Source organism: Sulfurimonas sp. (assembly GCF_028713515.1).
Lineage (GTDB): Bacteria > Campylobacterota > Campylobacteria > Campylobacterales > Sulfurimonadaceae > Sulfurimonas.
Genome location: NZ_JAQTOD010000001.1, coordinates 421748 through 441930 on the forward strand (window position 1 = coordinate 421748; position 20183 = coordinate 441930).

Here is a 20183-nt window from a genome sequence, read left to right on the forward strand (position 1 = left end):
GTCGCAGGAGACCAAAATGGATGACATACTAACAAAAATAGAAGAAAAAATCAAAAAGCAGCAAAGGATTCCTGAGCTTATCGAAAAAATTGATTTAATCCTTTTGAACAAATACCACTATCTCAATGATAGTGAAAAAGAGGCGTTGCAAAATGAAAGATTAATATTAGAAAATGATCTTTTAAAAGTAAATATAACTTTAGAAGAGAAGCATAAAAACTTTTTTTACACTTATGATGATATTAAATTTGCACCCAAAATAAAGTGGCTTATACCAAATCTCATACCAAAAGGAAGCATTGGAGTGCTAATAGGACCAAGTGGTAGCGGTAAAACAACTTTAGTAGTGCATTTGTGTTCAATTATTCTAGAGAGCTTTAAAGATGTTTATATCATCTATATTGATGGAGATATGAGTGTCAGTAAAATAAAAGAGCTTGGAATTGAATCGTTGATGCATTGGCATAATAAGAGATTTTTGTATGCTGGAAAAAATTCAGATTACTTTTCAGAAGCCTCGCAAAATTTACTTAGAGATACAGTCATTGAGCAAAAAAATAATCCTGAGAGAACTTATCTAGTAATTGAAGATTCACTTACGCTAACTGCTAAGAAAAAAAGAGGTTTTATCGATACAGATTATTTATACAAATATGAAAAAATGCTTCGTGATGTAGGTGGCGGATCGTTTTTGGTACACCACACAAACAAGGCTGGAGTATTTGCAGATACCCAACAAATTGAAAATTTTGCAGATTATACCTACATGATTGAGCGAAATGAATTTAACTCTTGTATCTTGCTTCATCCGCAAAAAGCAAGTCGTTATGACATCAAAGGGAGAGCATATATGACTAAAGAGAGAAAAATAGCAGAAGAAGTTGATTATGACACTTTCAATATCAGTCAAAGAGAGTCAAAGTTTGTAATGTACGTAATCGATGCACTTGAAGATGGAGAGATGAACCAAAGCGAATTGTTATCGTACCTTGAAAAGGTAAAGTTTTTTAGCGATTATAAAGTGGGACAGAAAAAAGCTATCAAATGGTTGCAAGTTTGGGGAGATAAAGGAAAATGGATCTATGAGCAAAAACCAAGTGAAAAAAATGCAATCTTCTATCGCCTTGAGAGTTAAGCTGAAAAACTTGCAAAACTGCCAAAGTGCGAACCAAAGACTGTCGAAGAGTTAAAACTTTTTTAAATTATGAATACATACAAAGAACTGGAGGAAAAATATGTTTGAAGCACTAGAAGAAGCATTGGTGAAAATTTTACAAAAACTTGATTTTCAAGAGGAACTTTTGCAACTTACAATATCAAGTCTTAATACAAAAAAACAGGTTGCCAAATTTTTGGGTGTATCTACATCAACAGTATCAACATACATTAAAGATGGTCGTTTTACAGAGGAAATACACTATTTTAATAATCAGGATGGCAAAGAAGAGTTTATTCCAGAGGGAATTATAAAATTCAAACAAGAGTTAAAGCATCGCAAATATGAGGTTAAAAAAGTAGAAAAAACTTTAAATCCTATTGCTTCAAAATTTTTGAATAATCGAAAGGTTGTTTCAAATGGCTAAAAATATAAAATATGTTTATGGTGAACTAAAATTTACAATCAAAGAGCAATTTGGACATTGGTATTTGGATTTTTATTTGCTATCTGGAGAAAGACAGCGAGGTACTACAAAGCTAAAAGCAACAGCTGAAAATTTAAAAGTTATAAAAAGGCAAGTAATTCCTGATATTTATGAAGGATTGGGAAAAGAGCCTATTGGCATAGAAGAAGAGGTTAAAACTTGGACACTTCAAGATTTTGCTGATGAGTTTTTTGAGTTGCAAAAAACACAAATTAGAGCCCACACTTTAGAAAGAAATATCATGCACTACAATAATCATATCGCACCATATTTTAGTAAAAGAGAATTGCAAAGCATCGCACCTTTAGAGATTGAAAAGTGGCAAAATCAACTTTTACAAAAGTATAAGCACCTAACTGTTCAAAAATTTAGATCTATTTTGTTTTCTATTTATGACAAAGCTCTTCACAATGACCTTGTTTTAAAAAATCCACTTGAAAAAGTTACTGCACCTAAAGTTCAGTTAAATAGACCAACAACTGCAATAAATCCTTTTACAGAAACAGAACTGGCTAAAATAATTGAAAATGCCAATGGTTATATGAAAAACTTTATCCAATTTATGGTGGCAACTGGGATGAGACCAGGAGAAATTGTTGCTTTAAAGTGGAGTGATATAAATTTTGAAAGAAAAAAAATTGATGTTGAAAGAACACGCATAAGATCTAAACAACCAAAGGAAATTAAAGACGGCAGTACAAAAACAGACTCAAGCGATAGAGGTATAGATATGCTCACCCTTGCAGAGGAAGCATTATTGAGACAAAAAGAATTAACTGGAAAATATGAATATATCTTTATAAATCAATCAAAAAAACCATTTTATGCTCACGATATAGTTGGAGTGAACTTTGATAAGATATTAAAGAAAAGTGGGGTTGAAGATAGACCATTGTATAATTTGAGACATACTTTTGCATCACAACTTATATCAAAGGGTGCGGATATTACTTGGGTTTCAAAAATGCTAGGTCATAAAGATGTTTCTATTACATTGAAAATATATACAAAGTTCATTCAAGAAGACGATGAGACCAGGCTTAAGAAAATAGCTAAAATAGACAAGTTTATGGTCAAGTTTGAAAATAATGATGATGAGAACATAGATAAATAGGGGATTATAGAGTGCAAATACGAGTCTATTACGAGGATACCGATGTTGGTGGCGTTGTGTATCACTCAAACTATCTTAACTTTTGTGAAAGAGCTAGGAGTGATATATTTTTTAAAAAAGGTTTGAATCCCATCTTGGAGAGTGGTCATTTTGTGGCAAAAAAGTTAGAGGCAAACTACATAAGTAGTGCGAAGTTTGGTGATGAGCTTGAAGTTGCAACCGTACTTAAAGAGATGAGAAATGCTTCGTTTGAGCTCTTGCAGGTTGTTTTAAAAGATAATAAAAAAATATTTGAATTAAAGATTGTTTTAGCCTATGTATCGCATGAGGCAAAGCCCCAAAAGATTACATCTGGTGTTAAAGAGATGTTACTGAATCTCTTTGATGTCTGATATAAATGGTTTAAAGGTTGTGAAAGATGGCTGTAATAGCTCTATCGGATAGACTATTTGGTTGTTTATGACATCTATGTCGTACTCTCTATCTTCTTTATATACGGTATTGTAAATAAAGTCTACGCCAACCGTAGTTGTGTAGTTTATCCAATCATACAATATATCATTATCAAGTAGCGCATTTGTCTCTATAAGAACATCTCTGCTTTGGGTGATTGAGTTTGCTATTATCATATCTTTTATGTCCTGATACTGCGTCATTGAGAGCAGTAGCGGGTTGTAGTTCGTTTGAGTGGAGAGGATATTTACTGCATCTGTATTAAATAGTGTCAATTGAGAGACAATCATTCCACTTTTTACAATCGGAGTGTTTAGTATGACTGAACTGTTATGAATGCTTCTGTTGTTGCTAAGCTGTTTGTCTAGAGCCGTTGTTTTTTCTGGAACCAGATACTGGGTTGTGGTTGATTTTTTGTATAGCTCACCATTTTTCTTCTCTTGATAGAAAGAGAGTTTTTTACCAACACTTGACTCATCATGAAATATAATAAGCGGAGATTTTGCATACTTTAAAAGCATATCGCTTTGTGCCCTGTAGTCGATTCCTCCGTAGTATAGATACTTCGAGTTACTTGTTGCATCTTTTTTATTTATAGCTGGAAAATATACTGTAATATCTGGATTGACTTTAGCAACAACATCCGCACCTTCTTGTGTCAGCGTAGCAACTACATAACAAAAATCATCATCTTTTATCTTTTTAAATGCTTTTGATATCTCTTCAAAACTCTCATTTTCAATTTTGTAAACTTTTAGTTCAAAAGGTCTATTTTTTGATACTAAATACGCCAATGAGGCATTTGTTGTTGATGAAGCATATCTCCCTATTTTTTTATATGGTAACAGCATTGCTATTTTTAGTGAAGAGCAAACTTTTGACTTAGATTCTAGTAAATTGATATTAAGTTTTTGTTCAGATTCTGTTAGTTTTGTCTCTTGCTTTGTTTCTGGGAGTTTTTTTTGTTGAGAGATATTTCCCACTCTTTTTATTACAATGTTTGGTTTTGTATCTGCTTTGGCTTTTGTTTCACCTTCTGGAGCACCAAAGAGCAGGAATGGAAGCAGAATAAATAGTAGCTGTTTCTTTATCATAGACGACCTTTTATGGTTTTGTTTAAATTCTTAACGCAAGTCTATGCTGAGAATTTTAAAGCTTTAAATCCATGCTTTGAAAAGTAATTTATGAATAAAGTATGGATATTTTATTATGGATTATTATAGCCATCATGAACTTAGAATCAATTTGAGCGTCACATCTAATTGTTTAAAAACTTAACACAAAAATAGGACATCTGTCCATAAACAGTGTTTTTTCTTTTAAAGTTCTACTCTTGAATACAAATCTCTTTTTTGCCAATATGCACAATTGTTTGATATGTAACGATTAGTATAATTATAGTTGTAACGGTCACCATTACATAGGATAAAATTTCCAAAAATAGAGATCCTTTTATGTGATACATCAACATGGTGCTTATTGTCATTGCAGCTACTGGAAATACAAAAGCCCACCACGAGATAAAGAACTTTATTTTTATAAAATTTTTATACATAAACAGAACCAAAAGTGTAAAAAATAGAGCAAGGTTAAACAGTACAAGAGCAAAAGTATCAACAATTCCAAATATTTTAAAGTAGGATATAAAGCCAACTGCTGGAGGTGCAATCAAGATAAAAAGTGTCGGCATAAACTTTACGGCTAGTTGATTATGAAAAATTATTCTGTTAAGTATTACAGAAAAGAGGATAACCCAAAAGAAAATTCCAACACTGAAAAAATATACCAAAACATCAATATCAACAAATCCAATGCCACCAACGGGAATCAAAAGATTTCCAACAATTGGAATAAACCAAGCAGGGTTTGAGTGGTCTAGTTGTTGATTTTTATTTATCCAAAAAGAGATGGTATACATGGTTAGATAGAAGTGTAAAAGCATTCCAGGATACCAAAAAATGGCACTTACAAAAGAGAACTCTTCTTTGTATATAATGGCTAGCATCAACATGGAGATTGAAATAGCTGCAAAAAAGTTTATTCTTACTGGATGAGAAAACTCGTTTATTACAGCCATCTTGTATTTAAGCGCTTTTTTTAGATAGATTGATAAAACAACTAGAAAGATAGCGGTTGTAAAATAGATTAAAATTTCACCTATCAAAGAGGGAAAGCCAAGCCATAGAGCAGCTTTTTGATATGTTATGGTAAGACCACTTAGTCCCATGATTATGGCAAACATCATAACTGGAAAAAATTTTAGTCTATTTAGCTCAATTACACTCTCCATTTAGAATCCTTAATCATTAAAAATTATAATTATTATAAATAATAGTGAAATTTATAATAAATGTCAATACTAAAATAAAAATCTTTTCCCTATAGATGGCACTAAGAAATGTCTATTGTTTGTCGATAAAAAATTATAATTTAAGGAGCATATTATGAAGATTGAGCACTCAGATATATTACTTTTTTCTATATATTAGAAAAAGACAAAGCCAAAAAAAGAGTGGATTCAGCGGTCTGGATTATGGCTAGTTGTAGTTAGCCTCGTTTTAATTTACCAAACAGCTCTTTATAGTTTTTAGATCATTAAATGCAACCATTTTATCTTTAGGATTTCTAAGAAGATGATTTGGATGGTAGATTGGTATGAGTTTATACTCTTTAAAATCTATAACATGTCCTCTGACGCTTTGAAAGTTATTATTCTCAGATGTAACTTTGGCGTATGTTTCTTCACCTAGTGTTACAACTATTTTTGGCTTTATAAACTCTATCTGTCTAAGAAGATAGTTTTTGCATGAGTCCCATTCCGAAATTGATGGCATATTTGAGCCTAGTGGTTTGCATTTTACAGCATGGGTAAAATATATATCTTCTATTGATAGACATAAAACATTTTGAATCATATTTTTTAAAACCTCTCCAGATCTGCCACAGTAGTATGAGTTTGTATTGTCTTCATTTGCTGAAACGGTATAATCAATTATCATTATCTCAGCGTTAGGATTGCCATATCCGCTCATGCTTTGAGTTCTTGATTTGCTTAAGTCGCATAGATGACATGTTGAGATCTCTTTGTTTAGTTCATCGATGGTGAGAGCTGTTTTATTGATGCTTTTTTGATTGATAAAAAATGAGTCACTATATTCATATCCAACAGCTCTTAATCTATATAAATTTTGAAGTAGAAGTAGATTTTGAAATGATTTCAATAGTAACCTTTTGAAACTGAAGTAAGATAGGAAGTTTATTTAAAGAGCGATTAAAAGCAACTTTATAATTTTTTGATAGAATGGTGTAACGCGTGTTTATTTGGAGTATTTTTTGAGTTTAGATAATAGTGAAATAGAGATTAGTGAATTTATATTAAATTCATCAAATGATATAGATAGTGTTATTAAAAGTATCGAAATTTTTCAAAACAAGAGAGTTCTTGTTCACATAGTCTCTTTTATACACAATACTGTTTTAGTTCAAAATTTAAAAGATGCTATCTCTAAGAAACTGCAAAATTCACAGATAGTACTTCTAAAACACGAAAACAGAAATCAAACAAATTTAGTTCTCTACTCATTGGATAGCTTGCTTAATATAGAAGATATTAACCATGACTTGCTTCAAAAACTTTTTGTACAGACAAAAAATAAAGACTTAATAATAGAAAAATATAGAGATGAGATTTTTAGCAGATATTTTACGGATCATCTAACAAATCTTCCAAATGTATATAAGCTAAGAAGTGATTTAGATGATAGGCAAAATTTTGCGTTAGTAATATTTAATATAGATAACTTTCAAATGGTAAATAACTTCTATGGCTATATAATTGGTGATTATGTTATCGAGCATGTTGGAAAGTATCTTAAAAAGAATTTACCACAACACACTCTATACAGATATTCTGGTGATGAATTTGCTTTTATAATGGATGAAAACATAGGATTCTATGAGTTAAAAGAGTATTTAAGTTCTCTTTATGAAAAATTAAAAAATATTGTTATTGAGTATCAGGATATAAAAATATATATTGATTTTACTCTTGCATCGTGTGCAAATGCTGACAAAACAAATATTTTCTCAAAAGTATCAATGGCATTAAAGTATGCAAAAGAGAGTGGAAAAGATTTTTGGATATATGAAAATCGGATGAATTTTGAGAATGATTATGAGAGAAATTTAATGCTCTCGGGTATCATCAGAGATGCCGTTGTAAACTCAAGAATCATTCCATATTTTCAAGCTATAGTAGATAGTAGAACTGGTGAAATATCAAAATATGAGTGTCTGGCAAGATTGGTTGATAAAAATGAAAAAATCATATCACCAACGCTATTTATACCTGTTGCAAAAAAGATAAAGCTCTATAAAGATATAACAAAGATTATGATAGATAAGTCATTTGAGACTTTCGAGAATAATGAGTTTGAATTTAGTATTAATCTCTCTATTGAAGATATTGTTTGTTATGAGCTATTTGAATTTATAGTAAAAAAATTAAAAAATTCAAAAGCTTCAAACAGAGTGGTATTTGAGTTGTTGGAGTCAGATGCTATAGAAGATTTTGTAAGAGTTGAGCGATTTGTATCTGAAGTTAGAAGATATGGGGCTAAGATAGCTATTGATGATTTTGGAAGTGGATATTCTAATTTTAAATATCTAACTCAGATGAATCCAGATTATATAAAGATTGATGGTACTTTGATTCAAAATATAGATATTGACACAAGTTCACTTTTTATTGTAGAGACAATTGTTGAATTTGCAAATAAGCTCGGGATAAAAACTATTGCCGAGTATGTCCACTCAAGCACTGTTTTTGATATTGTAAGAAACGCGGGGGTTAATTATTCGCAAGGGTTTTATATAGATTCACCATCTGTGAGTTTAAAGTAGTTTTTATTTTGCCTTGGAGTTAAATCCAAGGCAGGTAGTAATTATTTAGTTACTTCTACAACAACTGGAGTTGATTCCCAGATACCGTGCTTTGTGCAGTATGCTTGAGCAGTTAGTTTTAACTTGCTTCCTGTTGGAATAATGTTGAAAGTAACCGTTGCATGAGCTTTCATATTTGCTAGAGTTCCAGCAACAAAATCAGCACGAGCTAAAAGAGTTTCGCCATTGTAAAGAGCTACATTTGCTATGTAGTGGTCAAAATCATCTGGATGAGTGTATTCGTTACCCATTTTTACAGTTACGCTAAACATCTCTCCCTCTTTAGCACTGCTCTCACAGTGAATAAATGGTGAGTGACGGTCAATATAATCTTTTTTACTTTCTCTTTCTACTGTGTCAATATCTACATAACGGTTGATTGTTGGCATTTTTAATCCTTTTAATGTTTTTAAATTGTGATATTGTAACTATAAAAACTTTTACACAAACATAAACAAGAGCGTATTTATCTTGTTTAAGAAAAGATTAATTTTTTAGTATGCTCTTTGCGTATGAGAGAGCCTCTTCAAAAGTTTTAAGAATATTTTCTTTACCTATAAGTGTAGCTATGTGGTTTTGTTCTAAATCTTTATAAACTCCACAGTTTACTCCTGACATAACTACAATGATTCCGGCATTTTTTAGTGTTCTAATGGTCTCTTTTAGATTATTAAGGGCAGTGGCATCAACAAACGGAACAAGGCGCATACGAATGATTAGGATTTTGCTTGAAAAACCTATGTCTCTTATTGTTTGCGCATACTGTTTTGCTGATGCAAAAAATAGTGGTCCTCCTATCTCATAAACAGCGATACCATTGGGAATATTTGAGTAATTTTCCACATGCTCACTTCGCTCTTCATTTGGAAGTATAGTCTCAATATCTGCCATTCTTTTCATAAATAGCAGCGATGCTAAAACAACTCCAACTTCTATGGCAATAGTCAAATCTACTAATACCGTCAAGAAGAAAGTTGCCAAAAGAACAACCACATCAAACGGAGAAGCCCTTAAAATTGAGACAAAAGAGCGCCATTCGCTCATGTTGTAGGCAACCACGATAAGGATTCCAGCTAAACATGACATCGGGATTAGTTTTGCGTAATCAGCAAAAAGTAGCATAATTAGAAGAAGTGTTAGTGCGTGAACCATCCCCGCTATGGGTGTTCTTCCACCATTTTTGACATTTGTGGCAGTTCTTGCAATTGCTCCAGTTGCTGGTATCCCACCAAAAAATGGTGTTATTATGTTTGCTATACCTTGTGCAATTAATTCAGTGTTTGAGCGATGAACTGAGCTTATCATGCCATCTGCAACAACCGCCGAGAGTAGAGACTCTATGCCACCCAAAAGCGCTATGGTGAGGGCAGGGGCAATATACATGGAGAGGTTACTAAAATCTAAATGGGGCAGAGTGAAGCTGATGTTGTTTGGAATTATTCCAAAAAAAGATTCTATTGTTGAGACTGGAATATCAAGAATTGTAACGACTAAGGTTATGGCAATTATCGCCACAAAAGAGCCTGGAACCTTTGTTGTTAGATGTTTAGAGTAGATAACAATGAGGATGGTTACGATTGTGATTGCAAGTGCGTAAAGATTTGTATCTTGGATATTTGAGAGATAAACGCCCCATTTTTGCAAGAATTCTGATGGTAATTTGTTTATATTTAGCCCAAGTGCATCTTTGACTTGTGTTGAGAAAATTACGACCGCGATACCGCTTGTAAAACCAACAATTAGCGGATATGGAAAGTACTTAAGTAGCGCACCAAGCCTTAGTAATCCAAAAATCACTAAGATAACTCCAGCCATAATAGTTGAGATTATAAGCCCATCGATGCCATATTTCTCAACTAGCGCGTAAATGATTATGACGAAAGCACCCGTTGGACCGCCAATCTGAACTCTGCTTCCGCCTAAAAAAGATATGATAAAACCAGCGATGACTGCTGTCACAAGACCTTTTTCTGGAGAGACTCCACTAGCCACCGCAAAAGCAATAGCCAAGGGAAGCGCTACAATACCAACTATGATTCCTGCAAATATATCTGAGACTATCTGCTTTTTTGAGATGCCCTCTTTTAGTAGAGTGAAAAGTTTTGGCTGAAAGATTTCTTTCATTTTTGTACCTATTTTTTTTAATTAGAATTGTATCACTCCTGTCTCAAAAAACAGTATTTTTTAACTAAACAGTAGGTAAAATCGCGTAATTAATATGAAAGAGTGCAAATGTTTAAATCATTACTTATTGAAATCGGCGTAGAAGAACTACCAGCCGTTCCACTTTTAAAAGAGCTAAAAAATATAGAAAAAAGGTATGTAGATATTTTAGAAAAACAGTCTCTTTTGGGCGAGTTTGAGTTTCACTACACACCACGCCGTTTGGTGCTTTGGCATAGAGAGTTTAAAACTCTGCAAGATGATAGTGTGGAAGAGTTTTTCGGCGCTCCAGTTGCAGTAGCGTTTAAAGATGGTGAGGCAACACCTGCGGCTCTTGGTTTTGCTAAAAAGTGTGGCGTTTTGATGAGTGAAATATCCACTACAGTAAAAGATGGTAGAGAGATTATTTACTATAAAAAAGAGTTAAAAGGAGCGCCCTCAGTAGAGCTTTTGCCAACGATAATAGATGAGTGGATAAAATCACTTGATTTTGGTAAATCTATGAGATGGGGAAGTTTAAAAGAGAGTTTTATCCGTCCTATTCGTTGGGTAAATGTGATGCTTAATGATGAGCTTGTTGAGATGGAACTCTTTGGTAAAAAATCATCTAAAGTTACTTTTGTGCATCGTATAAGTAACTTTGAAGCGGTTAGTGTTAGTGGTGCAAGAGACTATTTTGAGCTTCTTAAAAAAGGTGGAGTAACACTTTTTGCCGATGAGAGAAGAGAGAAGATTTTAAGTGATTTTGCAAAGCTTGAAGAGAAAAATGGTATAAAAATAGAAATTGATGAGGATTTGCTTGAAGAAGTTGTAGCTATTACAGAGCATCCAACGCCGCTTCTTGGTTCTTTTGATAAAGAATTTTTAAGATTGCCACCTGAGGTTATTATTACTTCAATGAAAGAGCATCAGAGATATTTTCCAGTTTTTAAAGATGGCAAACTTATAAATAAATTTGTCGTCGTCTCAAACGCACTAACCGATGATTTCTCAAAAGTTATAGAGGGAAATGAGAGAGTTTTGAGGCCTCGTTTGTCGGATGGGCTTTTCTTTTATGATAATGACTTAAAAAAAGGTTTAAGCACCACAGAGCTTGAAAAAGTTGCATTTTTTAATGGTTTGGGCAGTGTGGCTGACAAGATAGAGAGAGAAAAAAAGATAGCAAATTTGTTGTTTGAGATCTACAAACCAGCCGGTTTTGAAAACTCTTTACTACAAAGAGCTGTATTGCTCGCCAAAGCTGATTTAACAAGTGAGATGGTTTATGAATTTACAGAGTTGCAGGGCATCATGGGTTGCTACTATGCCTTAGAGCAGGGTGAGAGTGCAGAAGTTGCACTTGCCATCAAAGAGCAGTATCTACCAAATGGTGAAGATAGCCCACTTCCATCAACCCTCATGAGTGCGATTGTTGCTATGAGCTTAAAGCTAGACACTCTTCTTGGACTCTTTAGTGTGAATCAAATCCCAACAGGTTCTCGTGATCCATTCGCCCTTCGTCGTGCCGTAAATGGTTTGGTAAGAATCGTAGAGAAGTATGAACTTGAGTTTGATATAGTTAAAACTATGGATTTGTTGTCTAAAAACTACAGTGATTTTGATACAAAAAAATTAGAAATCTTTTTCTTAGAGCGGATAAAGCAGTTTTATAAAGTAAATCCATCTATCATAGAAGCAGTTTTTGTAACTGGCGAGCGAGAGTTGGTTGCTATGGGTAAAAAGATATACGCACTAAACACAATGGTAAACAGCGAAGGCTTCAGTGAGGCATTTTCTACTTTTAAGAGAGTATCAAACATTACAAAAGATATTGATTTGTCGGTAGACTTGAGCGTAGATGCAAAATTGTTTGAAGAAGAAGCTGAGCGCAGCTTAGATAGAAGATATAAGGAAGTCGTTAGTGTTAAATACAACTCTTACGAAGAGGAGTTAGATGCACTTTTGGGACTTAAGCCTGAGCTCGATACTTTCTTTGAGAGTGTTATGGTAAATGCTGAAAATGAGAGTGTTAAAAACAACAGAAAAGCGCTTGTTGGGTCAATCTATAAGAGTATTTTAAAGATTGCGGATATTAAAGAGATTACGATTTAATAGTAATTATTTTTTGTTTCTGGGTTCTAGCTCGGAAGTAAAAAACTTCTCTAGCTTGAGCCTTCTGCAACATATCTAAGCCAGATAAAACCAAGTAATCCGGCAAGTAGAGATGCCGCTAAAATTCCTATCTTTTCCAAAAATAAGCCAGATTATGATTCTTGAAGAGATGGGTTGAAGCAGAGTCTCGCATGCTGATGAAAAATCGATTGAAACACTGGTGTTGGCGAGTGCAAAAATAGGAATAACTACTAAACTCACAGGAAGATGAAGCGAGTGCTCAAGCCTAGCTGATTGGGAACCGAAATCTCTCTTTTTATTTCTAATTTGATTATAAAAAAGAAGATTGCCATAAGTCCATCATTTATCCAGTGATGAATACTTTTTGAGAACCGTACTATCCTATAAAAATATCTATTTTTATGTGAAAAAAGTGTAGATAAGCATCTGCAAATGGTGAGTTTACGAGGATTAAAGCAACGACTGTCATAAGCATTAAAATAAGCCCAGTAGTTGTTTGAGCATGAAGAAACCACTCAAAAGGAGTAGCTATTTTCTCAAAAGCCCTCTGCCAAGGCGCGTATAGTTTCATAGTAACTCCTCTGTTTTGTGTTTTGATTATGTCTTATATAGTTAAATGGGATAAAATCTTAAATATTAATTGCTATCGAGTTCTAGACTCCCTTATCGTTTTTAAATTCTAATTTGTAAATGAGCTTGTATATAATCTGCTTTGTAAGCATTTCACCTTTTTATGGGAAGATATTGAGCTTTTTTGATAGAACTTACCTTTCTTTTAATTGTTTATATGCAAAAATAGGGTAGATTGTAGAAAGGGGAAAAGATGAAAAAACTACTTTTGATAATACTATTGTTTTTATATATACCGCTTAATGCTATTGAAGATTTAAAATCACTCTCGCAACTAAAAGAGAATAGCCTAGTATTCTTGGTTTTTGAAAAAAAGGGATGTCCTTGGTGTACAAAATATGAAATAGAGTTGCAAGGCAAGATTGTAGAAAAATATAGCAAAAATATAAAATTTTTTAAAGTTGAGAAGGGAAGTGAAATTTTTTCACAATTGAGAAAAGAGTTTGGATTTAAAATCATAATATATCCTATGACATATATGATTAAGTCAAACGATAAAAAAGCATCTGAAATAGTTGAAGAGATATATGGGTATCAGACCGAGGAGTATGTAGAAGAACTCCTTTTAAAAACTTTTTTGATTAAATAAAGAAACAAGAATTAGACTTTGGCTCTTTACTGATAACGCAACGCATCAATAGGCACCATTTTAGCGGCTTTTAGGGCAGGGTAGAAGCCGAAGAAAATTCCTACCATTGCAGCTACTCCAAAGGCGCTTAGGATGGATTGTGAGGTGAAGATAACTGACATTGAGAAAAAACGCTCAGCTATTAGTGCGCCACCAACACCAAGTAGTATCCCAATCAAGCTCCCAATTAACGATATCATAAGCGCTTCGAGTAAAAACTGAAGTAAAATATCTCTCTCTTGTGCGCCAATGGCTATTCGGATGCCAATTTCTCTTGTTCTTTCAGTTACTGAGACAAGCATGATGTTCATGATTCCTATGCCTCCCACAAGTAGTGAGATTGAGGCTATCGCACCTAGCATTAGTGACATTACTTCAGCAGTATCAGCCGCAGCAGCAGCCATTGCCGCTAAGTTTCTAATAGAGAAATCATCCTCTGCATTATCTCTTATGCGGTGGCGCTGATGCAGCAGTTCCATCATAGCTTTTTCGGTTTCATCCATCTGTTCTGCTGAGATAGCTTGAACCATTATAAGCCGGACTGTTCCTTTAAATTGTGACCCAAATAATTTGCGTTGTGCTGTTGTGACTGGCACCAAGATTGTATCATCTTGATCTCGTCCATCTAAGCTCTGCCCCTTTTTAGTCAAAACTCCAACTATCTGGTATGGAGCTTGTTTAATTCTGATCATTTTGCCGATTGGGTCTTCATCTTTAAACAAGTTTTCAACTATTGTTTGACCCACTATAGCGACTCTAGTTGCTCCGCGAACATCAGCATCTGTAAAGGCATAACCAGATTCTAGCTCCCAATTTCTTACAATCAGCGCGCTTGGAGTTGAGCCAATTATCGTTGTGCTCCAGTTATTTGCACCATAAACAACCTGTGCTGTCCCAGGTGCGATTGGTGCGACTGCTCCGATAGACGGGAGTTCAGCAATTGCCTCTGCATCACTAAGTGTGAGCGTTGGTGTAGCACCGCTTCCCATTCGTGCTCCACCAGATGTAGTTGAGCCAGAGAGAACAATAAATAGATTGCTACCCATAGAAGAGATTGACTTTTCGACCACATCTTGAGCCCCCGTTCCAATAGCTGACATAACTATAACTGCGCCAACGCCAATCATCATCCCAAGCATAGTTAAGAAAGATCTCATTCTATTTGCTATCATGGCATCAAATGCTTCGCGTAGCATAAACCAGATCATTTTTCTATCTCTTTCATGCGCTTAGTTGGTTCACGAAAATTAATTTGTCCATCTTTGACATGGATAATATGTCGCGCATATTGGGCAATATCCAGCTCATGTGTCACAAGAATAACAGTAATTCCGTCTGTTATGTTAAGCTCACTAAACAACTCCATAATCTCTTGGCTTGTTTTTGTGTCAAGGTTACCGGTAGGCTCATCTGCTAGAATAAGTTTTGGATGATTAATCAAAGCTCGGGCAATTGCAACTCGTTGTTGCTGACCGCCAGAGATTTGGTTTGGGCGATATGTCCCATATCCTTCTAAACCAACTTTTATCAACATAGCATTAGCTCTCTCGTTGCGTTGCTCTCTTGGAATGCCAGCATAAACCAGTGGAAGAGCGATGTTGTCAACCAGTGTCATGCGCTGAAGAAGATTGAACCCTTGAAAAACAAATCCGATTATATGATTTCGAAATGATGCTAGAGCATTTTTATTTAGATTTTGTACATTGACTCCATTTAGCTCATAAATTCCACCACTTGGAGCATCTAGGCATCCTAGGATATTCATTAAGGTAGATTTACCTGATCCAGATGCACCCATAATCGCTAAAAATTCGCCACTTTGTACCTCCAAATCAATACCTCTAAGAACTGCTACCTTACCAGCAAAAGTGGAATAGCTCTTAGTTAGGTTCTTGATTTTAATCATAATATTGGACATAATCTAGAATAATCTCAATGATGATTTGTTTTTATTATCTTTTGCACTATCATCTTTGTTTTCACCAACAATCACTTTGTCTCCAGCTTTTAAAGCGCCATCTGTTACTTCTGTATATTTTCCATCCGTTATGCCAACAGATATATTGATTTTTTTAGGTTGAGCATTTTCAAGAATATAAACATGCCTTTTTGTTGCATCTGCTAATCCATTTTGTTTCTTGCCTATTTTTTTATTAGGTACTGGGTCGTAGCGCAGTGCCGCATTCGAAACAAGCAGTACATTAGTGCGGCGATTTTCAATAACTGTCACATAAGCAGTCATTCCTGGAAATAAAATCTGTTGTGGATTATCTACGGAGACGACAATATCATAGGTTACAACATTTGAGGTAATTGTTGCATTTAAACGAATCTGCTTTACAACTCCCTTGAATGTTCTATTTGAAAAAGCATCAACATTAAAAGTAACATCTTGACCGACTTTGATTTGACCAATATCAGCTTCGGCAAAATTAGCATCAATTTGCATTTTTCGTAAATCTTGAGCTATTTTAAAGAGTGTTGGTGTTTGGAAACTAGCAGCTACAGTCTGACCAACATCAATTTGCCTATCCACAACAACACCTGATACTGGCGATTTTATAATAGAGTAGTTTTTATTGGTAAGATCTCGTTGCATCTGAGCCTTAGCTAAGGCAAGAGAGGCTTCGGCTGATTCTAGTGTCTGTAGAGTGTGTTCATAATCCTGCCTTGAGATATACTCTTTTTCAAAAAGTTCATGAGAGCGATTTTTGTTTGCTCTTGCTAGTGCAACGCTGGATTGTGCATTTGCAACATTGGCACTACTTTGAGCAATTTGTGCGTTAAAAAGTGATGGATCAAGGGTTGCCATTACCTCTCCTTTTTTAACATGATCGTTAAAATCAACTTTAAGCTCTTTTACTGTTCCAGATACTTGTGTGCCAACATTTACAAGAACAACAGGATTGAGTGTTCCATTGGCTGAAGCTGTTTGAAGAACATCTCCTCGCTCAATGCTCTCCTGTTTAAATCGTTCTTTAATTGGTGCTTTGTATATCATAAACCACCAATATCCAAAGCCACCTAAAATCGTAATTATGACGACTAACATCCACTTTGCCACACTTGCGTTTTTCATTGACCTACCTCTTTGTTTAGTTCATTATTCATTAGCTCTTTATCGCCAAGAGCTCTTGCTAAGGCTATTCGCGCTATGGCAAGCAGATAAAGAGTTGTAACTTTTTGCTGTTTTGCGCTTGATAAGAGTGCCTGTGAAGATACAACATCTAAAATTGTTCCAACTCCAGCTCTGTATCGCCCTAGAGAAACATCATAAGATGCGCTAGCACTCACAACTAAGTCATCGGTTAGTGCTTCTTGATTGCTTGCAGTAAGCAGATTTGTGTAAGCAGTATAAACATCCAGCGTAACTTGTTTTTCAAGTGATTTAGCTAATGCTTCTTTGATACCTTTTTGTTCTTTTGCCTCAGCAATTTTGTATGTTGTGGCATATCCTGTGAAAATTGGAAAAGAGAGATTAACGCCTATATTTGAGCTTGTTGTTGATGTAGAAGCTGATGTATCCATAGCATTTACTGATGAAGCTAGTGAAATGGTTGGCATCGCGGAAGTTTTGGCGGCGATGATTGCAGCATCTGCTGTTTTAATATCCGACCGAGCAGCAACCAAATCAGGACGCATTTCTTTGGCTTTACTTACTAAATCGTTAAGTCTATTTTCTGGAATAGGACTGTTTTTACTATTTTGAGGCGGTAAAACAGCAAGAGAAGTTTGAGCATCTAACCCTAAAGCAGCTGCAAAATTTCCTTTAGCAAGAGCAAGCGTACCTTCTGCACCAACGCGAGTTAAAATGCTCTGTGCGTAAGAGGCACGGGCCTGAAGCCTATCTGCTGGAACAGCTATGCCAGCTTTTACTTTAGTTTGCACAGCATCTAAGCTCTCTTTAGCAGCATTTTCAGCGCTTATATACGCTTCTAGTGATGCTTGTGCAGCAAAGAGATTGTAGTATGACTGCACGGTTGTAAAAAAAACAGATTGAACTGCACTCTCATAGCTGTTTTTAGATGAGAGCATAGCTGATGTGGCTTGATTATGAAGTGCGTCACGATTTCCAAAATCATATAAAAGATAGTTAAATACCACATTTCCATTCAGCTTAGAGTAGTTTGGCGAGCCAACAGATTTGCCACTATCGTGATTTTCTGAAGTGGCAATGTTTGCTGTTAGGGTAGGGTAATAATTTGTATTAGAAGTCCCAACTAGTGCAGACTGATAACGGACATTTGCCCAAGCAACATGAGTTTGAGGGTTAGCACATAGTGCCTGTGCTACGGCATCGGCGAGTTTAATTGGTTGGCTTAAGTCCAAGACAGAGCAACCGTTTGGATTTTGTCCCTCTAGGACACTAAAAGGATCGCTGTCTGCTAATGTTTTGGAGATTAAAAAAACAACTAACAGCCAAATTTTTAGATATTGCGCCAATATAATAACTCCTCACTCTGAATTTTCTCATTTTAACACAATATTAATTTCTAGTTGTTGAGATTTAATGCTTATTTTATAAACGGAATTATCATAGGTACTTGTTTTTGATAGGCTTCATACTTTTTGCCAATAGTTTTTGCTAAGTCTTTCTCTTCAAAATATAAACCAATAAAGATATAGCTAGTGAAAGTGACTGATAGCATCAAGTGGGTGTATGACATGTTTGGTGTTGCCCAGATTCCAATGAGCGTTCCTAGCTGTATAGGATGTCTTATAAATTTATAAAAAGAGCTCTCTTTAAATGTAATTTCTGGTGCAACTCTATTTTTAAGATTTAGATAGACTTGTTCTAGCCCAAAGAGTTCAAAATGATTGATTAAAAATGATGAGACTACGGAAAATGTCCAACCAAAAATATAGATAGATATCAATATAATCTGTCCCACTTGATTATCCACTCGCCAAAGATAACCGTCAATGCCTTGCCAGTAGATGCAAATTAGAGATAAAAAGACTCCTGAAACCAAAACATATGTACTTCGTTCCGCTGATATCGGTATAAACTTTGTTATATACTTTTTAAATGATTGTCGCGCCATGATGGAGTGTTGTAGAGCAAATAAAATAACAAGAGTGATATTTATAGTCAGTGCTGATTCAAAAGAGGTTGTCTGCATAGAGTCAATATGTGATGGAAGAAAATCCCACGAGCCAACAAATAACAAAAACCAAACCAATGTGGAAAGACCAAACAGATAAGCAAAAATTCCATATATAAAAATGATTAAATGCTTCATTAGATTACCTCTATTGCGGAATTATTGACCATATAATTTTTCTATAATCCTCATCAAGTTTTTAAACTTGATTTAATTTCTTAATAAATCTCTTAAAAACCTACTATTATTTCACATTCAAAGCTTACATATAATTCAGGGTCTTAGAACTCTTAAGGAAAATAAAGCTGGTGAAATAAACCTTGACAGAATTCAGAGCCTTAGAGCTCAAATAGAAAATAAGGTTTCACTATGAATATTCTCGGCATAGATGTATCAAAAGACACTCTTGACTGTTGTTTGCTTATAAATAATGAGCCATATTATCATATTTTTGATAATAGTGAAATTGGTTTTTTTAATCTCCTAGTTATTTATAATAATTTTAAAGTTACATCTGTAGGATTTGAATCCACTGGAAATTATCATAAAAAACTTGAAAGGTATCTATCAAGTAACGGACTTAACCCTTATATTTTAAAACCAATCGTTATCGCAAATTTTAGGAAAGTTTTATCGCTACATGGTAAAACTGATAAAACAGATAGCTATGCTATTGCTCAATTTTTAGCAGTTGGCGATTTGTCTGATTATTTATCGTTTCCAATTCGTGACACATTTACTCCTATTTTATCATCATTGATTTTGTTAGATAAACAAATAAGACAAACTAAAAACTCAATTCACGCTATAGAATTAAATCCTGATGTTTCCACTGTTTTAACTGATTTAGAAGATGTTAAAGATTATCTTACAACTACTAAAGACAGAGTTCAAAAAAACACTATAGATTTACTCTATAAGTTATGTCCTGAAGCTAAACAAGTTAAAAACGATATTGACGGTGTAGGCGATTCTCTTCTACTTTATTTAATCCCTATGCTTTACGATCATTTCGACAAATTTACATTAAAGCAAATAAACGCTTTTTTCGGTTTGAATCCTATCTCATATCAGAGCGGTACTTCTGTATATAAAAAAGACAAAATCTCAAAACGAGGTGACCCACAAGTCTTAAAACTGTTGTATATGTCTGCAATCTCTGCTCTTCGTACTAATGAGATTTTAAAAGATAAATATAAAAGGTTAAAGGACAACGGCAAGCCCTCAAAGGTTGCATTAGTTAGCGTTATGGCTCATCTATTAAAAGCTATAGTTATTAAGCTCTCGCACTACACAAAGAGAACTTTAAAAGAGAATACAAAAATTAAATTATGAACAAAGTAGATATTCAAATATATAAGGGTTTTTTAAAACTCTTAAAGGAGGGCAAATCA

General features: G+C 34.4%; 21 protein-coding genes. 8 read left to right on the forward strand and 13 right to left on the reverse strand.

Going from position 1 to position 20183, the window contains the following annotated elements; all coding sequences use genetic code 11:
* Positions 1–16 precede the first annotated feature (16 nt).
* From PHV22_RS02125 to PHV22_RS02140, 4 genes are all read left to right on the forward strand, one after another.
* The gene (locus tag PHV22_RS02125; protein ID WP_299945453.1) at positions 17–1135 is read left to right on the forward strand and encodes an AAA family ATPase; all 1119 of its coding nucleotides are present in this window, start codon (positions 17–19) and stop codon (positions 1133–1135) included.
* 100 nt (positions 1136–1235) lie between these two features.
* Positions 1236–1583 (forward strand): hypothetical protein, encoded by a 348-nt coding sequence (locus tag PHV22_RS02130; protein ID WP_299945455.1) that lies wholly within the window; start codon positions 1236–1238, stop codon positions 1581–1583.
* Entirely contained in the window at positions 1576–2757 is a 1182-nt protein-coding gene (locus tag PHV22_RS02135; protein WP_299945457.1) for a site-specific integrase, read from the forward strand. Before PHV22_RS02130 ends, PHV22_RS02135 begins: the two co-directional genes overlap by 8 nt.
* 11 nt (positions 2758–2768) lie before the next feature.
* Positions 2769–3149 carry a YbgC/FadM family acyl-CoA thioesterase gene (locus PHV22_RS02140; protein ID WP_295021056.1) on the forward strand — a complete coding sequence of 127 codons (381 nt, stop codon included), beginning with the start codon at positions 2769–2771 and terminating at the stop codon, positions 3147–3149.
* Here PHV22_RS02140 and PHV22_RS02145 read toward each other — a convergent pair.
* From PHV22_RS02145 to PHV22_RS02155, 3 genes are all read right to left on the reverse strand, one after another.
* Positions 3126–4304 (reverse strand): hypothetical protein, encoded by a 1179-nt coding sequence (locus PHV22_RS02145; protein WP_295021055.1) that lies wholly within the window; start codon positions 4302–4304, stop codon positions 3126–3128. The genes PHV22_RS02140 and PHV22_RS02145 overlap by 24 nt on opposite strands.
* 233 nt (positions 4305–4537) lie before the next feature.
* Positions 4538–5500: an SLAC1 anion channel family protein gene (locus PHV22_RS02150; protein WP_295021053.1), complete on the reverse strand. Its 963-nt coding sequence runs from the start codon at positions 5498–5500 to the stop codon at positions 4538–4540.
* 268 nt (positions 5501–5768) lie between these two features.
* The gene (locus PHV22_RS02155) at positions 5769–6431 is read right to left on the reverse strand and encodes a uracil-DNA glycosylase (protein ID WP_295021051.1); all 663 of its coding nucleotides are present in this window, start codon (positions 6429–6431) and stop codon (positions 5769–5771) included.
* A gap of 112 nt (positions 6432–6543) precedes the next feature.
* On the opposite strand from PHV22_RS02155, the gene PHV22_RS02160 reads away from it, so the two are divergent.
* Positions 6544–8112: an EAL domain-containing protein gene (locus PHV22_RS02160; RefSeq protein ID WP_295021049.1), complete on the forward strand. Its 1569-nt coding sequence runs from the start codon at positions 6544–6546 to the stop codon at positions 8110–8112.
* 41 nt (positions 8113–8153) lie between these two features.
* Here the strand turns inward: PHV22_RS02160 and PHV22_RS02165 are convergent, their stop codons facing one another.
* Together PHV22_RS02165 and PHV22_RS02170 are read right to left on the reverse strand one after the other, a co-directional pair.
* On the reverse strand, positions 8154–8540 hold the full coding sequence (locus PHV22_RS02165) for a class II SORL domain-containing protein (RefSeq protein ID WP_295021047.1): 387 nt from the start codon (positions 8538–8540) through the stop codon (positions 8154–8156).
* A 97-nt stretch (positions 8541–8637) separates the two neighbouring features.
* Positions 8638–10275 carry a SulP family inorganic anion transporter gene (locus tag PHV22_RS02170; protein WP_295021045.1) on the reverse strand — a complete coding sequence of 546 codons (1638 nt, stop codon included), beginning with the start codon at positions 10273–10275 and terminating at the stop codon, positions 8638–8640.
* Between the two features lie 108 nt (positions 10276–10383).
* Between PHV22_RS02170 and glyS the strand changes: the two genes are divergently transcribed.
* The gene (glyS, locus tag PHV22_RS02175) at positions 10384–12405 is read left to right on the forward strand and encodes a glycine--tRNA ligase subunit beta (RefSeq protein ID WP_295021043.1); all 2022 of its coding nucleotides are present in this window, start codon (positions 10384–10386) and stop codon (positions 12403–12405) included.
* Between the two features lie 75 nt (positions 12406–12480).
* Here glyS and PHV22_RS02180 read toward each other — a convergent pair whose 3' ends face one another.
* From PHV22_RS02180 to PHV22_RS02190, 3 genes are read right to left on the reverse strand one after another with little or no spacing between them, the layout of a single operon-like run.
* The gene (locus PHV22_RS02180; RefSeq protein ID WP_295021041.1) at positions 12481–12666 is read right to left on the reverse strand and encodes a Na+/H+ antiporter NhaA; all 186 of its coding nucleotides are present in this window, start codon (positions 12664–12666) and stop codon (positions 12481–12483) included.
* On the reverse strand, positions 12663–12860 hold the full coding sequence (locus PHV22_RS10180) for a Na+/H+ antiporter NhaA (protein ID WP_367187069.1): 198 nt from the start codon (positions 12858–12860) through the stop codon (positions 12663–12665). The genes PHV22_RS02180 and PHV22_RS10180 overlap by 4 nt, the downstream gene beginning before the upstream one ends.
* The gene (locus PHV22_RS02190) at positions 12803–12997 is read right to left on the reverse strand and encodes a Na+/H+ antiporter NhaA (RefSeq protein WP_295021040.1); all 195 of its coding nucleotides are present in this window, start codon (positions 12995–12997) and stop codon (positions 12803–12805) included. Before PHV22_RS02190 ends, PHV22_RS10180 begins: the two co-directional genes overlap by 58 nt.
* A gap of 252 nt (positions 12998–13249) precedes the next feature.
* On the opposite strand from PHV22_RS02190, the gene PHV22_RS02195 reads away from it, so the two are divergent.
* Positions 13250–13645 (forward strand): hypothetical protein, encoded by a 396-nt coding sequence (locus PHV22_RS02195; protein ID WP_295021038.1) that lies wholly within the window; start codon positions 13250–13252, stop codon positions 13643–13645.
* 26 nt (positions 13646–13671) lie between these two features.
* Here PHV22_RS02195 and PHV22_RS02200 read toward each other — a convergent pair whose 3' ends face one another.
* The 5 genes from PHV22_RS02200 to PHV22_RS02220 all read right to left on the reverse strand — a co-directional run bounded on the left by PHV22_RS02200 (position 13672) and on the right by PHV22_RS02220 (position 18927).
* A complete protein-coding gene (locus PHV22_RS02200) occupies positions 13672–14892 on the reverse strand; it encodes an ABC transporter permease (RefSeq protein ID WP_295021036.1) in 1221 nt (406 codons plus the stop codon).
* A complete protein-coding gene (locus tag PHV22_RS02205) occupies positions 14889–15602 on the reverse strand; it encodes an ABC transporter ATP-binding protein (RefSeq protein WP_299945465.1) in 714 nt (237 codons plus the stop codon). The genes PHV22_RS02200 and PHV22_RS02205 overlap by 4 nt, the downstream gene beginning before the upstream one ends.
* A 3-nt stretch (positions 15603–15605) precedes the next feature.
* Positions 15606–16763 (reverse strand): efflux RND transporter periplasmic adaptor subunit, encoded by a 1158-nt coding sequence (locus PHV22_RS02210; protein ID WP_295021033.1) that lies wholly within the window; start codon positions 16761–16763, stop codon positions 15606–15608.
* Positions 16760–18127 (reverse strand): TolC family protein, encoded by a 1368-nt coding sequence (locus PHV22_RS02215; protein ID WP_295021032.1) that lies wholly within the window; start codon positions 18125–18127, stop codon positions 16760–16762. The genes PHV22_RS02210 and PHV22_RS02215 overlap by 4 nt, the downstream gene beginning before the upstream one ends.
* 71 nt (positions 18128–18198) lie before the next feature.
* A complete protein-coding gene (locus tag PHV22_RS02220) occupies positions 18199–18927 on the reverse strand; it encodes an NnrU family protein (protein ID WP_295021030.1) in 729 nt (242 codons plus the stop codon).
* Positions 18928–19158: 231 nt separating this feature from the next.
* On the opposite strand from PHV22_RS02220, the gene PHV22_RS02225 reads away from it, so the two are divergent.
* Positions 19159–20124 carry a transposase gene (locus PHV22_RS02225; RefSeq protein ID WP_299945470.1) on the forward strand — a complete coding sequence of 322 codons (966 nt, stop codon included), beginning with the start codon at positions 19159–19161 and terminating at the stop codon, positions 20122–20124.
* Positions 20125–20183: the final 59 nt, after the last annotated feature.